This is a genomic window from Marinobacter sp., from assembly GCF_034669625.1.
In the GTDB taxonomy this organism is placed as follows: Bacteria; Pseudomonadota; Gammaproteobacteria; order Pseudomonadales; family Oleiphilaceae; genus Marinobacter.
The window spans coordinates 56,956-76,029 of record NZ_JAXMOY010000014.1; the positions used below are offsets into that span (position 1 = coordinate 56,956).

General features: G+C 53.4%; 11 protein-coding genes. 2 read left to right on the forward strand and 9 right to left on the reverse strand.

What is annotated here, in order from left to right; genetic code table 11:
- Nucleotides 1-10: 10 nt before the first annotated feature.
- The 5 genes from astD to sstT form a co-directional block, all read right to left on the reverse strand.
- Nucleotides 11-1,480, reverse strand: coding sequence for a succinylglutamate-semialdehyde dehydrogenase (gene astD / locus VOI14_RS12365; RefSeq protein ID WP_416361424.1), 1,470 nt, complete (start codon nt 1,478-1,480; stop codon nt 11-13).
- Between the two features lie 150 nt (nt 1,481-1,630).
- Complete coding sequence (locus tag VOI14_RS12370) at nt 1,631-4,261, reverse strand: AAA family ATPase (protein WP_323752354.1); 2,631 nt, start codon at nt 4,259-4,261, stop codon at nt 1,631-1,633.
- A complete protein-coding gene (locus tag VOI14_RS12375) occupies nt 4,258-5,379 on the reverse strand; it encodes a DNA repair exonuclease (protein WP_323752355.1) in 1,122 nt (373 codons plus the stop codon). Before VOI14_RS12375 ends, VOI14_RS12370 begins: the two co-directional genes overlap by 4 nt.
- Before the next feature lie 28 nt (nt 5,380-5,407).
- Entirely contained in the window at nt 5,408-5,926 is a 519-nt protein-coding gene (locus tag VOI14_RS12380) for a shikimate kinase (RefSeq protein WP_323752356.1), read from the reverse strand.
- Nucleotides 5,926-7,149 (reverse strand): serine/threonine transporter SstT, encoded by a 1,224-nt coding sequence (gene sstT / locus VOI14_RS12385; RefSeq protein WP_323752357.1) that lies wholly within the window; start codon nt 7,147-7,149, stop codon nt 5,926-5,928. Before sstT ends, VOI14_RS12380 begins: the two co-directional genes overlap by 1 nt.
- Nucleotides 7,150-7,498: 349 nt before the next feature.
- On the opposite strand from sstT, the gene VOI14_RS12390 reads away from it, so the two are divergent.
- Nucleotides 7,499-7,657 carry a hypothetical protein gene (locus VOI14_RS12390; protein WP_323752358.1) on the forward strand — a complete coding sequence of 53 codons (159 nt, stop codon included), beginning with the start codon at nt 7,499-7,501 and terminating at the stop codon, nt 7,655-7,657.
- A 60-nt stretch (nt 7,658-7,717) separates the two neighbouring features.
- On the opposite strand, the gene VOI14_RS12395 is transcribed toward VOI14_RS12390, so the two are convergent.
- Both VOI14_RS12395 and VOI14_RS12400 read right to left on the reverse strand, forming a co-directional pair.
- The gene (locus VOI14_RS12395; protein ID WP_323752359.1) at nt 7,718-10,279 is read right to left on the reverse strand and encodes a penicillin acylase family protein; all 2,562 of its coding nucleotides are present in this window, start codon (nt 10,277-10,279) and stop codon (nt 7,718-7,720) included.
- 106 nt (nt 10,280-10,385) lie between these two features.
- Entirely contained in the window at nt 10,386-12,269 is a 1,884-nt protein-coding gene (locus VOI14_RS12400; protein ID WP_323752360.1) for a monovalent cation:proton antiporter-2 (CPA2) family protein, read from the reverse strand.
- Between the two features lie 274 nt (nt 12,270-12,543).
- Between VOI14_RS12400 and VOI14_RS12405 the strand changes: the two genes are divergently transcribed.
- Entirely contained in the window at nt 12,544-13,482 is a 939-nt protein-coding gene (locus tag VOI14_RS12405; RefSeq protein ID WP_323752361.1) for a sensor domain-containing diguanylate cyclase, read from the forward strand.
- A 37-nt stretch (nt 13,483-13,519) separates the two neighbouring features.
- Here VOI14_RS12405 and VOI14_RS12410 read toward each other — a convergent pair whose 3' ends face one another.
- Both VOI14_RS12410 and VOI14_RS12415 read right to left on the reverse strand, forming a co-directional pair.
- Nucleotides 13,520-16,576, reverse strand: coding sequence for an EAL domain-containing protein (locus tag VOI14_RS12410; RefSeq protein WP_323752362.1), 3,057 nt, complete (start codon nt 16,574-16,576; stop codon nt 13,520-13,522).
- A gap of 15 nt (nt 16,577-16,591) precedes the next feature.
- A partial coding sequence (locus VOI14_RS12415) for a tandem-95 repeat protein (protein ID WP_323752363.1) occupies nt 16,592-19,074 on the reverse strand: 2,483 nt, incomplete at its 5' end.

The window sequence follows — 19,074 nt, forward strand, 5'->3', positions numbered from 1 at the left end:
GGCAAAAACCTCAACTCAGTTTCAAACCCGGAGCCAGTGTTTCTGGCATCACAAGACTAGCCGACTCCATACCGGCGACCGGATAAGAACAATAATCTGCCGCATACCAGGCGCTTGCACGATGATTACCACTGGCACCCACACCACCAAAAGGAGCCGCACTTGAAGCACCGGTGAGCTGCTTATTCCAGTTCACAATGCCCGCACGGATTCGTTGGTAGAAATACTCAAAGCGCTCTTCGCTATCGCTGAACAGACCCGCCGACAACCCATAACGCGTGTCGTTAGCCCGCTGTATAGCCTCATCGAAATCACGGTAACGGATGACCTGCAGCAATGGGCCGAAGACTTCTTCGTCTTCAATATCAGCAACCGGAGTTACATCAATCAGAGCTGGGCTTAGCAACCCCGTCCCCACTTGCAGCTTTCCACCTTGAACCAAGGCTCCAGCGCCTCGTTTCAAAAGCTGCTCTTGGGCCGCCAAAACGCCCTCCGCGGCCGCCTCAGAAATCACACTTCCCATAAACGGAGCCGGGTCGTCAAAGGCACCGCCCACTTCGATGGCTTTCACTGCCTTCGTCAGGGCGGCTAAAAAACCATCGCCCCAAGCACCTTCAGGCACCAGCAAGCGCCTCGCACAGGTACAACGCTGGCCCGAGGTGATGTAAGCCGACTGAATGGTTTCATGAACCGCGGCGTGAACATCGGCTGGCTCATCGACAATCAGCGGGTTATTGCCCCCCATTTCCAGCGCGAGAATCTTCCCGGGATTGCCCGCAAACTGTTTGTGCAATATCTGCCCGGTGACGGAGCTACCGGTGAAAAACAAACCATCGATATCTCGATCGTTTGCCAGTGCGATGCCGGTTTCCTTGGCACCTTGCACAAGGTTTAATGCTCCCGCAGGCAGGCCTGCGGTCAGCCACAACTCCACCATTTTTCCGGCAACGGCAGGGGTTAACTCGCTGGGTTTGAACACCACCGTATTACCTGCGATTAGCGCGGGTACTATGTGCCCGTTCGGAAGGTGACCAGGGAAGTTGTAGGGCCCAAACACTGCAACCACGCCATGAGGTTTGTGCCGCAACACCGCACGAGCGCCGGCAACGTCACTGCTGCGTTGGCCCGTGCGCTCGTTATAGGCCTTTACGGAAATCTCGATTTTACCGATCATCGCAGCCACTTCGGTGCGGGCCTCCCAGAGCGGTTTCCCGGTTTCGGTCGCGATGCAGATGGCGAATGCTTCTTTTTGCTCACCCAGTAACTCGGCGAATCTACGGGCGATGCTCACCCGTTGATCAAGCTCCAGCTTCGCCCAACTCGCACTGGCATTTCTTGCCGCCTGCACCGCACGCAAAACTTGCGACTCATCTGCTGCATTACCCTGCCAAAACACTTCCCCGGTAGCCGGATTCAGCGATGAAAACGCCGCACCATGTCCTTCAAACCATTCGCTATTAATCATTACCGGAAGCGTCATTTGAAACTCCTTGCGAGCTGAAAGTGAACGGATAGCAGGCCCTGCTGCACACTGAGTAAGCGTAGCAGGCAGAGGGCTGTATAGCCTTGTCAAATAGAAGGGAGCTGTTTGTTCAAGAACACTGGCACAGTGTAAAACTGTGCCAGTGCATTACGCTTTAAGGGCCTGAAGATCCACCGGCGGCACGCCAAGGTCCTGCCATTTTTCAGGATGGCAGGTGAACAGCAGTATCTGGTGCCGACTGGCAGCATCAAACAGAATACGCTTCATATCGTCCAGACGTTCCTCATCGCTGTGAACCAGCGTGTCATCCAGAATAATCAACGTTGGCCGCCCCGCTTCGCGCAGCAGATCGGCGTATGCCAAGCGGCTGACTAAGCCCATCTGCTCGCGGGCGCCAAAACTCAATTCCGTCACTTGGCCAAGTTCGGTTCCACGCGTGAACGTGCCTGGGCGAAGCTGCTCATCCACCTCAAGAGTGGCCTGGGGGAACAGCACCGACAGATAGTGGTCGAGGTGTTTCTGAAGCGGTGCCTGAAGCCGTCGGGTCAAAGCTTGTCGTTTCTCGGTCAGCATTGCCAGCAGAAGGTCCAGCGCCTTGGCCCGACGGTGCAGTTCCTGATAACGGCGATTGCACCGTTCAAGTTCTGCTTCCTGCTCATTAAGCTGCTCTTCCAACCCTTCCGCTCCCCAGGCTTCCAACCGGACTTTGATATCCCGAAGCTCTCGACCACGTGCCTCGTGAGTCTGGCGAAGGTTGTTGATGGTCTTTTGGTAGCGTTCAGTGTCTTGCCGCAACAGGTCTGGGCGGGCTTCACGAATTTCTTGCGAACGCCGTTCCAGACTCGCTTCCAGAGCAGCGGTTTGCTTCTCGATGCCGGACAGCTCCTCAGCAATCTGCTTAAGTTGCTGTTGCCGCTCCGGGCTCTGCTCTTCGTCGGCTAGCCGCTGCCACTCCACTTTCGCCGTGTCTCGAGCCTGCTGATGCGACATCAGCTCGGTTCGATGTTTCTGGTCTTCCGACTCCGCGGTATTTAAAACCGTAGCGGCCCGCTCGAAACTTGCTTCCGCCGCGGCCAGTTCAGACACATCCATGGCGGAATCCGGCTTGGGCGTAGCGTCTAATTGCTTAGTGGCATTTTCGAGTTCGCTTTGTGCTTCCTGCTGTTCGGTGACCAGCGGATCAATGCCCGCAGGTGCAACCGATTTGAGCAACTCTTCGGTGTGCCTCTGGGACCTTTCGGCCTTTTCGAAAGCAAGCAATCGATCCTCGGCCGATGCCACCGAGTCCACGCCCAGCGTGGCTCGAAGCTCTGCAACCGTTTGTTGCAATACACCCAGTTTTCGACGGGTGCTGGCCAATGACTCCCCGCCCGGGGTAATACCCAATGTCCCCACACCCGGAATCACCACACTGGATTCTTCCAACAATTGTTGTTCACCCTGATCTTGCAGTGCATTGCCGTTCAACGTAATAGAACGGCCGGACTCCAAGTGCCAGCTAAAGCGTGTGGCAATGGTGCTTGAACGAATCGTTTCTTCATTCAACTGACGCTCCGCGACCTTAAGGCGCTTCACCTCGGCCGCATCAATCCGGTTTTCCCGTGCCTGCTGGCGCGCCTGTTCGACTTGCTGCTGATACTCACGAGCCTTGGTCAGATTTTGCGACAACTGCTGGACTTGCTGCTCCAGGCGCCTTGCGTCCTGCTCCAACCTGGTTCGGGCCTCCAGAAGACGGGCAAGCTTTACTTGCGCCTCAGCCGATTCATAAGCCGCCTTGGCCTCCCGTAACCGAGCAGCAGAGGCTGGCGCTTGCGATTCCAGCCTCTGAAAATCAGCCTCCGCTTTATCCAGATCAACTTTCCGGGCCGCCAACTGCCGACTCAGGTTTGCCTGGTACTCTTTGTTTTGTTCAAGCAAGCGTCGGTTCTGCTGCAGCTGGTCAAGCGTGGCTTTCTCTTGTTCCTGCGCCTGTTCCAACTGCTGAACTTGCTGGTAGCGCGCCTGAGTCTCTTCCAGCTGGCGCTGCGCCTCTTCCCACGGGCGCTCTGCTTCCGTGCGCTCATAGTCGCGCGTCAGTTTGCCTAAACGGTCTACTTGTTCCTGATATCTGAGGATACGGTCTTTTAGCTCACCGATACCTTGTTCAACCGCCAAGCGATCTTTATCCAGTTGCAGGTAATCGCCACGCGGCTTGCCCGTTCCGGTCAGAAGCAGATTCCGCTGAGCCCGAACCGCATCAATCACCGCGTCTCCGCCGGAGCTGGCCACCTCGCCCACCAGCGAATTCAGAGCCGATTTCAGGTGGTCACCGGCGTGCCCGACCGACTGTTCCAGGTCCTGCCCAGTACCCTGCTCTACCCAAAGCAAACCGGGAATACCCCAGTGTTCGGCCTTACTGGCACCTCGCTTCGGATATTGATAACCTAGCAGTTCCGCCAATTTTTCTTCCGCATCGTCTTCACTGAAGCTGCGGGTGCCAATGGTCAGGTCACAACGCTTACGCTGCAGGAAGCTCTTGGTTAACCGCCAAGGTTCGCCTTGATACTCAAACTCCAGCGCCACGGTAGGCGCGGCGGCAGAATCCCCCCAAGGGCGTAGGTCGTCAACCGCCGTTGAGCGATACCGCTCAAAAAAGGCTGCACGAATTGCTCTGACCAGCGTGCTTTTACCCGATTCATTCGGGCCGTGTATCAGGTTTAAACCGGGTTGCAGGTTATCCAGAACAAACGAGTTCCGGAATTGACGCAACTGCTCAATACGCATGTTCTGGAGCTTCATTGACCCGCCTCCTGTTCACGCCCTTTTAGCAATCCTGCCAGAATCGCCAAGGCATCCCGGGCTTCTTCGCTTTGCTGCTCCTGTTGCTGCTGTCGGAGGTCATCGATCACCTCACCGACGTAGCCATCCGCGTGCAAGGCTGCAATGTCATCTTCCGTCGGCTCAAGCTGCAGAGCACTCCTGTCGCATTGAATGCTACGGAACCGGGCTTCGGCCACAGACAGAGCTTCCAGAAGCCTGTCTTCACCGGCCAGAGTGATTGCTCCTTCAAGGCGCAGATCTACCACCGAAGCATCCGGTAAGGAGCCGAGCCGATTCAGTAGCTGCTCTAGATCCGACTCGACAGCCAGAGTTTCACGCCATTGCTGCCATTGGTATCGACCGGTGGAGATCTGAGTCACAACCGGTGTTGCACCCGGGCTGGCAACCTCAATGATCAAAGCGTTACCGGCATCATTATTCCGAAATCGCTCTGCTTCGTGGGTGCCGCTGTACCAGGTACGCTCATTGACCTGTTTAGTGCCGTGCCAATCGCCCAAGGCAAGGTAATCCAGCCGACTGGATTCTGCTCGATCAGGCGCAATGGGGTTAGTCGCATCAATATCATCGGATAAAAGCCCCTGGACACTGCCATGAGCCAACCCAACCCGGAGCAGGCCGTTCGGGGTTTCATAACGGGAGAAGGGTTCGGTGAGGTCGCCGTAGGTGTGGCGTTGCGTCAAGGGCGCGCAAAGTACAGCCAATCCTTGAGACTCCAGGGAAATAACACCGGGTTCAAGCGCCAGATGCACACTGTCCGGCACCGCGCCCAAACGCTGGGCTCGGGTCCAAACACTTTCTGCCAGCGCGGCATCGTGGTTACCCGGCAGCATCACCCATGGGCCGACAAAGCCTTTGGTCGCGTTAAACACCCGGCGGATGGTGCGATCAGACACCGTTTGCGCATCGAATACGTCGCCAGCCACCAAAACGGCATCGCATTGATACTCGTTAGCCAACTCAGCAAGTTTTTCAATCCCTGCAAAGCGGGCTTCTACCAGCGCTGCGCCGTCTTCTATTTCGAACCGGCTGTAGGAACGTCCCATTTGCCAGTCTGCTGTGTGCAAAAACCTCGGCATACCACCTTCCTTAGAGAAATCCGACCATCTATGCGTTTCGGGCTACGAGCCCGGTTACCACAGCCTCACAAACCTGATCCTGATTCATGCCTTCGCCCTGAATCGTCAGGTCAGCATACTGGGTGTACAGGGCAAAGCGCTCCTCAAACAGATCCGACAACGACTGATCAGGGCGCCGGGAAATACCCCGAAGACTGTAGTCTCCAATGCGGTCAATGACGCACTGCAGGGGGATATCCAGAAACACCACCGTACCATTGGCCTTCAGGTGTTTCATTGCGTTTTCACTATACACGGCACTGCCACCGGTACTGATGACCTGTCCCTGTACGTCGAGCCCAAGCAGCACCTGCTCTTCGATCTGACGCAGTGCTTCGTAGCCATCCTGATCCACGATGTCCTGCAGAGTTCGCCCGACCTCCTGCTGGATCAATAAGTCGGTATCAACAAACCCGAGGCCGAGGCGCTTGGCCACTAATACCCCAACGGTGCTTTTGCCGCTCCCTGGCATGCCGATAAAGACAAGATTTCGAGTATCGGCCACCATCACTTGCCTTTTGCTTCTGCAGCGCGACTCGCGGTCGCGGTGAATAACACGTCGGTCGACGAGTTGAGCGCGGTTTCAGTGGAGTCTTGCACCACGCTGATCACAAAGCCAATCGCCACAGCTTGCATGGCCACTTCCGTCGGAATGCCGAACAGGCTGGTTGCCAACGGAATCAAAAGCAACGAACCACCCGCCACACCAGACACACCACAAGCCGCCAACGCAGACACCACACACAGCAGCAAAGCGGTTGGGAAATCCACCGATATACCCAAGGTATTCACCACGGCCAGCGTAATAACGGAGATCGTGATGGCCGCGCCGGCCATATTGATGGTCGCACCCAGCGGAATGGAAATCGTGTAGGTGTCCGCGTCCAGCTTCAGCCGCTCACTGAGTTCAAGGTTCACCGGAATATTGGCCGCAGAACTGCGGGTAAAGAATGCCGTAATGGCGCTGCCTCGCAGGCAAGCAAGAACCAACGGATACGGGTTCTTGCGCAGTTTCAGGTACACAATTAGCGGGTTGGTCACCAACGCCACAAACAACATGCAGCCCACGATAACCGACAGCAGCTGACCGAAGCCCAGCAAAGCACCAATACCAGCAGTGGCTAGCGTATTAGCGACAAGGCCGAAAATACCTAATGGCGCCAAACGAATAATCATGCGAACAACGCCGGATACCGCGTCGGACATATCGGAAAGCACGTTCCGAGTTGCTTCACTGGAGTGACGCAGCATCAGCCCCAAAGCTATGGCCCAGGCCAGAATTGCAATGAAGTTGGCATCCATCAGCGCCGTAACCGGGTTGGTGACGGCACTCAGCACCAAATTGTTGAGAATCTCGCCGATACTGCCCGGGGGATTACCGCTAACTTCGGGGATATCCAGAACCAGTTCCGTTGGGAAAGCAAAGCTGGCCGCTACCGCAACCAGTGCGGCAACCAAGGTGCCAATCCCGTAGAGCACGATAACATCCCGAATGTTTGTGGGCTGGCCCTTTTGGTGACTTGAGATCGCCGTCATCACCAGAACGAACACCAAAATTGGTGCAACTGCTTTTAATGCCTTGATGAACAGTTGGCCCAGTAAAGAAACAGACTGAGCCAGCTCTGGCAGGAAGATAGCCAGGAGAACGCCGGCCACAATGCCGATGGCGATTTGGGTAATCAAGCCCAGCTGGAGAACCGGACGAAACATGCTGTATAACCAAGCGGACATAACAAGCTCCTGTTGAGTGTTCGAGGACGGGCGCACTCCCGGCGCCCATGCGCCACCGGAACAACTGTCACCCAGAAAACAAAAGGGCAGATCAGCGTGTTACTGATCTGCCCTTTTATGTGATCGCAGGCGTTAAGTGTCTTTAAGATTAAAAACACCTACCCACGTCTGTCTCGCCATGCGGCGAAACTTTTCTGTATGTCCATATATAAAGCGAATTATTCCAGACATGGTCACGAGAGGCAACGGGCACCCCGATGTAACAAGTGAGTCGCTTCCGTGTCTAGGAGGTAACAGCAACAACAAAGGGTTGTTGCTACGAGTAACCATACTAAAGGCGGAAACAGACATGAACAAACTCACACTGATGCTTGCAGCTGTACTATTCACTTTATCGGCGACCTCAGCTCAAGCGATGGACGGATACGCTGACCGGGCGAATGAAGCGAAATCCTTTCCCAACAAAACCGTCGCGGTGATGGTCGATATCCAAAACAATAACCGGTAATCGTGCAGAGCCAAACGATAGAGAACCCGGCCTGCCGTCAGGCAAACCGGGTTAGTCTTGTTACGGCTGGGCAGACGCGAATGGCGCTTCAAGCGTCATCGTCTGAACCGAATCGGCATCAATATCCGCATCCGTGTATGGGAACCGAACCCATTGTTTCTCAGCATAGGATTCCGTCATATCCCGGTAATAGGGTGAAGCCGGATCGGTGGACTGTGAATAGGTAACAAACCCCTCAGCCAACGGTGTGCCGTCTTCTTGCCAGGATACCGTTTGAATATAACTGTTTCCGTAGGTCACCGGGTATCCATCGCTATCAGCCAGACCCACACCCTTGGTGGCGGCAATGGTAAAGGCGCCTTCAAAACTCTCACCCCCAAATACCGGGATCCGGTCGCCCTCATGGATACCAGAATACTGAACATCCCTTAGCTTGGCATCAAAAGACACCCCTGAATCCGCAATAGTTTGAACCGCCTCCACAAAGGCCAGTACTGCCTGTGGGTCGCCGGGGTTGAAGCGTCGGGGCGTGTTTACAGGATCGTCTGCGCTGAAAGGCACCAACCATTGAATAGGTGAATCAACGGGCAAACGATTAATTCGGCTCCAGAACTCTCTCCAGATATGTCCACCAGTGGAGTCAAGATTGTATTGCCCGTCCCATTCTTTGAGCGCGTTACATGCTGCACCCCTCGTTTCATCTGAAAGGCCACCGACTAAGATAGCGTCCAAGCCACAATATGATGACAGCAAAGTCTCCCGGGCTAAACGCTCAGACATGACCGCGCTACTTAACACAATGTCCTGAAGGTTGTTCATATCGAAACCGTTGGCTCCACCTCTTGCATCTGAACCGTCCAGACGCCCTTCAACCTGCTTAATACACAATCGCGTGCGCAGGCTTCGAGCAGTCTTTTCATCCCCGATGATGCTTGCAAAACCGGTGATTGGTGCATCGGGATTCGTAAGCCAGTAACTGTCGTTACAGTTATGCACCCAGTCGTCACGCACCAGGCTTGGCAAGTTGTCAGGGCCGAACACCCCTTCAGCAGGCGCATCCTCGTCAGCGCCCCAGGCACAGTCAGAACGGCGGCCATCCAGAACCGGCAATCCCGGCGCCAACTGAGCAAAAGCCTGAGATATAGGGGCTGCGCCACAATCTGAAGCTAACTGATCAGTTACATGAGGAACCACCGTAAGATCGCCATAATAGGCGGGCTGGCCGGGGCCTGTTGCGATGGTATTAACCCATGGAACGCCCAGAACACTGGCATGCAAGTCCACAAACTCATCAAAACTGCTTGCCTGATTCCAACGGAAGAACTGATTCAACATCCGATTGTTTTCCGCATTGGCGTCTCGAAGGGTGTAGGCCTTCGATGGCGTCCACGACAGTACGGGAACACCAGACACTTCATATTCCAACATTGGCCCGTAATGCGAATGGTAAAGCGTCCGGGTTTCCTCAGTGACAGAGTCATCCGACTGCAAAACCTCCACAGTGATTTCTGTCGATGTCATATCTACATATTCATCGTCGTACTTATATTGAGTGGAATCTGATGGATTGAGCGTTAACTCATAAAAAGTGAATCGGTAGGCAGTTGAAACCGTGTGGCTCCACGCGAAGTGCTCGTTGAAACCGATCAGCACTGCAGGCAACCCGTACAAAGCAGCGCCCATGATTTCCGCTTTGTCTCCGACTTTCAGGTGAGCGAGATATAAGCGCTCAGTCTTCTCCCAAGGGAAATGGGGGTTTCCGAATAGCAGTGATTGACCATCTCGAGTGGCGTCTTTAGAAAACGCATACATGTTGCTGCCAATTGGAAGGTCCCGGGACATCGGAAATTGGGATGCCCCGGAATTTGTTTGAATAATCTTTTCGATAACTGCTTCCGTCAGATCAGGCACACTGGGAGCACCGGGAGCTGGAGGTTCTGCGTTAGCGATACCTTCAACAAACACCGACGAGCTTGCCAAGACTGCAAGCCGGAAGTAACGACGAAACATATCATCGAGGGTGATCGGGAGTAACCAATCACTGCTGCGGCAATCATTATGGCGCCCAAGATGTTCGCCAGCTCGAATTTCCTCGATGTAGCGGTTGTACCCATCCACAAACCCCTGCGAGGCTGCAAGCACTTCAGGGTCACTTTCATTTTTAAGCGATTCGAGCGCCTCCTCAGAGATAACCGAACGCCAGAAAAAATCCGCATCAACGTTACTCGTCTCAGCGCCGTTGGAAGGTATGGTGTAACTACCCTCTCCTCCGAGATACCTGGCTCGCAAACCTCTAACGGTCAGCGTGTCTTCTGCAAGCAGGCACAGATTGTCTTCCGCTTGCACATAGCCGTACCCATAACCCATGTTCAAAAAATCTTCGGCTTCAATATGCGGGATGCCGTATGAGGTACGGGTGATTTTTACGCTGTAACCATCGGTTTCCGGGGGTGCATCGTCTGGTGGCGTGTCGTCCTTTGGCGGAGTCTCTGTTTTTGGAGGGGTTTCAACTTGGTTTGGTGGGCTATCTTCGATTTCTTTTCCAGAGCCACCACCCGAACTAAAGCAACCGGTCATTCCACCAATCACTACTGCTAGAAGCAGATGCCTAGCTTGAATCATCTTATAGGTTCTCTTTGTTATGTTTATTTTTATTTGTTTTTTCCGCGAGCCATTTGTCACTCGCGCGATCATCCTATAATCCCGAGCAAGCCACCGCAACGGGATACTAATTATTAGGTGGCGTCCAAATTGGAACATCTTCTGGCTTCGGCTCTTCCCACTCGCGATGCATCGCAGTGTTCAATGCACCTTCCAGTTTCATAAACAGCTCGCCATACCGAGGGCTGAAATGAATACCTTCCTCAATTTCCTTCCAAGCCTCGAACAATTCATCTTCATGGGCGCGCTCGTTATCAACAAACGTCCAAATCATCTGCCTTGCCCTGAGCGGGTGCACCCCCATAGCGGTGAGCGCATGGCTACCAAGCTCCAGAGCCGAGTAATAGGTTTCACTCACGACATCGTCTGCACCGGCAGCCCGCAACTGATAGCCATGGCCGCGATCGAATGCCCGAGCCAACACCCAAACACCGGGGAAGAATTTTTTCACATGTTCGACCATCGCAACCGTGCGATCCCGATCATCGATCGCTACCACCAGCATACGTGCTTGAGCGATACCGGATTTTTCCAAAAGATCGGGGCGACTGGCGTCGCCAAAAAAGCTCTTGATATTGATCTGGCGGACGTTTTCAATCTGCTCAAGCTCATGATCAAGCACCACGATCGGGACATTATTCGCCCTCAGCAAACGACAGACGATTTGACCAAAACGGCCCACCCCGGCGACGATAACCGGTGCTTCCTCATCAATCGAATCGGCTTCGTGCTGATCACTTTTGGAGCGCTGGTAACGTGGCAATACAATGTAGTCGTATGCGATGAATAACAACGGAGTAAGGAACATTGAAAGCGCAACCACCAGCGACAGGATCTGGGAGGTTTCCAGCGGAATAACATGGCTTTGCACACTGTAAGTAAGCAATACGAAGCCAAATTCACCGGCTTGTGCCAACCCCAGGGTAAACAACCAGCCGTTGCTACTGCGAATCCTGAACAACTGCGCAAGAGCCAGTAGCACTATGGCTTTGCCTACCATGACGGCTAACCCAAGCGATAACACCGTACCCCATTCCGTCGCCAACACCTCGAAATTGATTCCGGCGCCAACAGTGATAAAGAACAAGCCCAGCAACAGCCCCTTGAAAGGTTCAATGTTGGCCTCCAGCTCGTGTCGGAACTCACTGTTGGCCAGCACAACACCCGCGAGAAAAGCGCCCAAAGCTGGCGACAAGTTGACCAGACTCATCAGTGCAGCAATACCAATCACTAACATTAACGCTGTGGCGGTGAACACCTCCCGCAACCCGGACTGCACCACATAGCGAAACAGTGGTCGACTCAAATAATAACCACCCACAATAACTGCTGCGACAGCCCCCACCACAACTAATGCATGGCCCCAACCGGGCAGATTCTCGACAAGGCTCAGCCCTGCTTCAGCATGAGACGATGAATTAGCGCTTTTTCTTAGGCCTGGCAACGCCAGCAGGGGGATCAGAGCAAGCATGGGAATAACGGCTATGTCCTGAAACAACAAAACAGAAAACGTATTGCGCCCACCTTCTGTTTTCGACAACCCCTTTTCATCCAAGGTTTGCAGCACAATCGCCGTCGATGAAAGAGCGAAAATAAGACCAATCGTCAACGCAGTCTGCCATGCGAGCCCGAGCCACCATGCCACTACCATTCCAGCGGCCGCAGTCAAAACCACCTGTAAACCGCCAAGGCCCAACAACCGTACTTTCATTGCCCAAAGCGCTTTGGGGTCAATTTCCATCCCTATCAGGAACAGCATCATCACCACACCGAACTCAGCAAAGTGCTGAATTGTGGTGGTTTCCTGACCGACGAGCCCCAAAACAGGCCCTATTACCACGCCAGCCACCAGATAGCCGAGCACAGACCCCAGCCCAAGACGTTTTGCCAGGGGCACGGCAATGACGGCTGCCATGAGATAGATAAATGCCTGAATAAAATAGGAGGTCATCAGATAGGGGCCATCACATTATGTTTATAGAATACTTTCAAACCTATGGGTCTCGATAAAATCTAGCACAATCAAGCACAAGAATACTCAGCAGAGCCGGTCGTTACGGGCCTATCGTCCACGCTTCAGAGCGCAGACGGCGCTCTACCAGCCCAAACCTGAAACATGGCTGCTTTTCGCTCGAAGAGATAAATAGAATTTCGAACCACATGCATATACACTCAAAAGATACATGTTGCATATTGCACATTTCTTTATCGGAACACAGCTGCCTATGCCAGCCAGCAATAATTACGGCCAACTCACCACAACATCCGACAATCTATTGCCGTTCATCGAGTCGTTGCCAGATGCCGTTGTTATCGTTAATCAAGATCATAAGATCGTTCTCGTTAACTCTCTGGCCGGGACGATGTTCGGTTATGCCACGGACGTTCTGATAGGTTCTGACCTAACCACGATCATCCCAATGCCACTGCGTAATGCCCACCGAAAAAACGTCACCGGTTATTTCCGAAAGCCGGTCTTGAGGCCAATGGGCGAAGAAAAACGCTTTTCCGGCGTGCGCTCCAATGGAACCGAAGTCCCTGTCGATATCATGATCAACACTATTGTTCTGGACGGGGAAAAAGTCGCCATGGCCTTGGTCAGAGACGTCACCTATCAAAGGGAGCTTCAGGCTCGACTGACATTAGAGTCGCTAACGGACGAAATGACCGGTTTCTACAACCGGAAACACTTCAAAACCCAACTTAATGCCCATTATTCCGGATACATCCGTTGGCGCCAGCCCACTTCCGTGATCATGTTCGATTTTGATCGTTTCAAAAAAATTAATGATCAATATGGCCATGCTGCTGGCGATCTTGTATTGATCCAAACCGCAAGAATGATTCAGCAAGAACTTCGGCCCATGGACGTGGGATGCCGAATCGGCGGAGAAGAATTTGCGATCATCCTGCCTAACACACAGTTAGACAATGCTGTTAAGTCAGCTGAACGCATGCGGAAACTTATCGAAAAGATGAATTTCACGCTTGAGGGGGTGAGCTTCCATGCCACGGCCACAATGGGAGTAGCCTCGTTTGTGCCAACCGACACTTGCTACGACTCTTTAATGAAGAGAGCTGACCGCGTGCTCTATGTCGGCAAAGCTGCCGGGCGCAACTGCACGGTGTCCCAAGATGCCCTGCCCCCTGAAACGACAGCCTGACGCTACCGTCCCTCGTCCTCTTTAGGAATCAGGACGTTCAGCTCCGACGCTTCAGGGGAAACTCATTCACTACACCAATCATCCCTAAACCGTCTTCAACGCCCGTCGCATCAAACGCTTTTCGGTCACGGTTTCGATCGCCTAGAACCATGCGTCTGATCGTCTCAGGATGCGCCAACAATTCATTTATCTGCTCTTTCGGTAAGGGTCGACTCGTCAAATAGCCTTGTACTTCGTCGCATTGGAGATCCTGCAAGAAACGTAGTTGCTCTTCCGATTCCACACCTTCTGCGACCACTCTAAGCCCCAAGGCCTGGCTCATGGCAATCGTTGCACTCACGATGGCGGCATCACTTGAGTCCTCCATCAATCCTGCAACGAATGACCGATCAATTTTTACAATGGTGATTGGAAACCGTTTCAGATAAATCAACGACGAGTATCCAGTACCAAAATCATCGAGATAGATATCCATGCCGGCAGAGCTGAGCTTTTCCAGAATACTCGTTGCCGAGTCCATGCAGTCAATAACCGCCGTTTCTGTAATCTCAATTTGAAGTGCCTTGGCAGGAATCCCAAACTCGTCAACTATAGTGATGATGTGATCGGCCAGATCGGGGTTCCTGAACTCAGACGGCGACAGGTTGACCGCCACAGGCACAGTGCCGAAACCTGCCTCTTGCCAGAAGCTGATTTGCCGGCATACCGAACGAACAACCCAGCGGTCGATTTTTTCAATCAGCCCGGTTTGTTCTGCGAGCGGAATAAAGTCATTAGGGAGCACCATCCCCCATTGTGGATGCTGCCACCGGACAAGCGCTTCCAGGCTACTCACGCCCCCGGTGATCAAATTAATCTTGGGCTGATAGTGGATGACAAATTCATCCCGCTCCAACGCACGATACAATGCAGCTTCCAACTCAATCTGCTTTTTCGCACGCTGATTAATCTCTTCAGAATAGAAATTAAAACTGTTATCTCCGCGTGTTAGCTTGCCTTCACGCATAGCACTGCCCGCATTTCTTATTAAGGTTTCGGCATCCTCGCCATCACGCGGGTACAGGCTGACACCTAGGTTCAAGTTCAAATAGATCTCGTTACTCTCTATCTCGATGGGCGCTTTAAATATCGAAAATATCCGCTGCAGAATATTCGTTACGATCTCAGGCTGATAGAGGTCCGTGAGCACGATAGAGATGCCGCTGTCGCCCATGCGGGAGACGCTGAACAGCAAGCCATCCTGCTCGCAGAACGCTATGGTATCGGTCAGTCGAAGGGTTTGCTTTAAGCGCGCCACAACCTCTTTGGCCAGTTTCTCTCTCGCGGCGAAGCCCAGCGTGTCCTCAACGCGCTGCAAGGTCTCGACATGCATCAGCAACACGGCAATCTGAGAACCATCGCGCTGCGTTCTGCTGATTCCCTGCTCAATACGGTCCAGAAGCAAAGCGCTGCTCGAATGATACCCATCATCTAAGCGATCAGGCGCCACCGGCATACCGTGAGATTTCAGTGCATCGTCAAGCTGACCGTTTTTTTCAACCAACAGTGCCGGCAACTCCTCACTCACCAGCTCTTCAGCCGCCACGCCTTCGCTTATATCCCCAGACCAACATATAACCCGGTTGCGACCATTCTCTTTTGCCGCATACAGGGCTTTATCCGCCCTCGCCAACAAGTCACTGGCGCTCGCTGCACCGTCCTTCAAAGCCGAAACCCCAAAACTGGACGTAATCTGCAGTTCGTTGTGAATCTGAGTTTTTTCTTCACGATGAACGCCTAGCCGCATCCTTTCCGCGATGATAGCCGCTGCTTTGATTTCGGTGTCGGGCAAGACGACCACAAATTCTTCGCCACCCAGTCGTCCGACCAAATCGCCAGAGCGCGAGCATTCTGAAAGTATTCGTGTAACCAGCTTTATCGTTTCATCACCTACCGCATGGCCGTATTGGTCGTTCACGGACTTAAAGTGGTCAATATCCACCATGATGCAGCAGAGTTCGCCATCCTGTTCTTTCGTTTCTTTGAACAGCAAATCCATGTTTTGCGTTAACGCACGTCGATTCAAAACACCCGTTAACGGGTCTCGCGAGGCCAACCAATGCAATTCCTTGTTCTGCTTCGAGATCTCACTTTGGCTGTTTTTTAGCTTATCCAGTGCGCGGTTTAACGCCTCATTCTTGGCTTCAACTTCCGTGATGTCATCAAAGGTGATCAGAACGCCCCGAATTTTCCCCTCCGTTGCCGTGATGGGCGAAGCATTAACGGTCAGGATACGAACCTCGCCCAAACCATTTTTGAGCTTCAATGTCGCATTGCGTGTTTTCGCGTGCCCGGCCAACACATCAAGCCAAGGCTGCTTCAAATTGCCAACATCATCACCATGACGCTCCCACCCGAAACCACCAATATCCTTACCGAGAAGCTCTTTGGGCTTTAACCCCATTTTCATTGCAAAGGCCAGGTTCGAAAAAACAACAAACCCCTTCTGGTCGACAACCAACAGCCCCTCAGACAACGTGTCCAAGGCTTTGCTGACCCGTTCAGGAATAACTGCATCAGGGTTTAACTCGCGCAGCGCGCGCTTTAGAAACAGCAGGTAAACCAGAAACCCACCCAAAGACACAAATAAGAGGATGCCGAGAAAGGAGCCACGTAGAGAAAATAGGCCACTGCTTCCTGACAGGCTCGTAAAGGTCAGCTCCACACTGCCCCAGCGAGACTGGCCATTGAACAGCGGCACCAGAACTTCCTTCGCTGTCGATTTATCGCCGGTTTTCAAGGTCCAGTATTGCTCGTGGCCACCAAATTCAGACACAAGTTCTTTATTGCTGTTACGCACAGCCACTGAGGTAATAATTTCATTCCGTTCGACGACCGACTGCAGAATCTGTTCAATACTTTGCAATCGTTTATGAGTAATTTCATTCGATAACTGGACTGCTAAAGACTCAGCCATAAACTTTCTGGACTGAAGTTCTGCATGCCTCGTATCGGGTATCAACCCAAGCAGATCCGCGATGAGCAGCATTGAAACAGTTAACAGCGTCAAGCTGAAACTCACTCTCACCAAAGGCGACAGGAAGAATTTTTTCATGCGGAGTGTTCCGCCTTAGTGGTCGGGTTCATCATCCGCGAAGATTTCTTCAACCTTGCGACCCTCTTCGTTTGTTTCACCCTCAGCATCCTTTTCCTGATCTTTGTTATCGTCAGCCCCAAGGATAGGCATGGGATCCAACTGTCGCCACAAAGGCGTTATAGACATAAAACCAGCCATTAACGACCCCGCTCTAAGCACCCAACTGATGAACCCTACGGAGAGGCCCATCGTGGCACCGACCATCGCTTCGGTCCTGAACTTAGATTGCATGGCCTCTTCCTTAGCAACCTTATCGAGATCATCTCTCATTTCATCCAGTTCACCGGCAAAGGACGCGTTGTTGATAGGCGACATCAACTCAACAGCACCCATGCCTTGAGACTGGAAGGGGGTGAGGTCCAGGTTCAACAAGTCGAGGGATTTCGGAGGAATCACTTTGTGCTGGCTACTTTCATAGTCATATCTCTCTTGGAAAGCATAAACCTCGCTCACCGACTCGGCGAGCACGGCATCGTCGATCGGTGACAAACGTCGACTGCCGGACGGTGTGCCCTCCTGTTCATCATCCAGGGGCGCTGGGCCGGATTCTTCCTGCGCATCTGAAGATTCGGGCTTAGACTCAAATTCAGGTTCTGACGTTTGCCCTTCTTCCGGCTCTTGTTCAAACTCCGGAATTGTCTCTAATACGGCCTGCTCAGCAACGGGCGCTGTAGTGACTGAAGTCACCGTTTCCACAGAACCCGCGCCGTCAACGTAGCTTGCTTCCACGGTCATGACCCTGCCCACATCCACCTGCGTGAGCGTATACTCACTACCAGTGCCCACCTTCGCACCATCGGCCTTCCAGATGAAGGTAATCTCGCCCATGCCATCGGCATCTGAGAGATTACTACTAGCGGTGAGTGTCTCGCCTTGGACCGGTATACCATCGAGTACAACAGAACCAACGGGAGCATCGTTAACATTGGCCAACGTGATGCTGATAACTTGTTCAGTAGTGCCGCCCTCATCATCCGTGACCGTCACCGTGAATTGATCGGTACCAAACCAGTTGGTATCAGCGGAAGTGAAGGTCCAGTTGCCGGTCTCAGCATCAATCGTCGCGGCGCCTTTTGTGGCTTGAGCGGTCACCGTGAAGTAGGTGCCATCAGTGAGGCCGTCGGCATCGGTGGCGCTTAAGTCTCCAGTCACCGTGTCGCCTTCGTTACCGGTGAAGCTGGTATCGCCGGTAATGACTGCCGCATCGTCCACGTTCGCCAAGGTGATACTGATGATCTGTTCGGTGGTGCCGCCCTCATCATCCGTGACGGTCACCGTAAATTGATCGGAACCGAACCAGTTGCTGTCGGTGGGGGTAAACGTCCAGGCGCCGGTTTCGGCATCAATCGCCGCAGTCCCGTTACTGGCAGCACCCGTGACACTGAAATAGGTGCCGTCGGTGAGACCATCGGCATCCGTCGCGTTCAAATCGCCGGACACCGTATCGCCTTGGTTGCCACTGAAACTGATATCGCCAGTGATTACCGCGGCATCGTCGACATTGGCGAGGGTGATACTGATGATCTGTTCGGTGGTGCCACCTTCGTCGTCGGTAACCGTGACAGTGAACTGATCGGAACCAAACCAGTTGGTATCAGTCGGCGTGAAGGTCCAAGCGCCGGTTTCCGCATCAATGGTGGCGGTTCCGTTGCTGGCCCCGGCATTCACCGTAAAGTACGTACCGTCGGTCAGACCGTCGACATCCGTAGCGTCGAGGTCTCCTGCAACTGTATCGCCTTCGTTACCACTGAAACTGGTATCGCCAGTAATCACCGCAGCATCGTCGACATTGGCGAGGGTGATACTGATGATCTGTTCGGTGGTGCCACCCTCATCGTCGGTGACCGTCACCGTAAATTGATCTGTGCCGAACCAGTTGCTATCGGTGGGGGTAAACGTCCAGGCGCCGGTTTCAGCATCAATTGCCGCCGTACCCTGGGTGGCGGCTGAGGTCACACTGAAATAGGTGCCATCCGTGAGGCCGTCCACATCCGTGGCGTCGAGGTCTCCGGCCACCGTATCGCCTTCGTTACCATTGAAACTGGTATCGCCGGTAATGACTGCCGCATCGTCCACGTTCACCAGGGTGATACTGATGATCTGTTCGGTGGTCCCGCCCTCATCATCCGTGACGGTCACCGTAAATTGATCGGAACCGAACCAGTTGCTGTCGGTGGGGGTAAACGTCCAGGCACCGGTCTCGGCATCAATTGCCGCCGTACCCTGAGTGGCGGCTGAGGTCACACTGAAATAAGTGCCATCCGTGAGTCCGTCGACATCCGTAGCGTCGAGGTCTCCGGACGCCGTATCGCCTTCGTTGCCACTGAAACTGGTATCGCCGGTAATGACTGCCGCATCGTCCACGTTCGCCAAGGTGATACTGATGATCTGTTCGGTGGTGCCGCCCTCATCATCCGTGACGGTCACCGTAAATTGATCGGAACCGAACCAGTTGC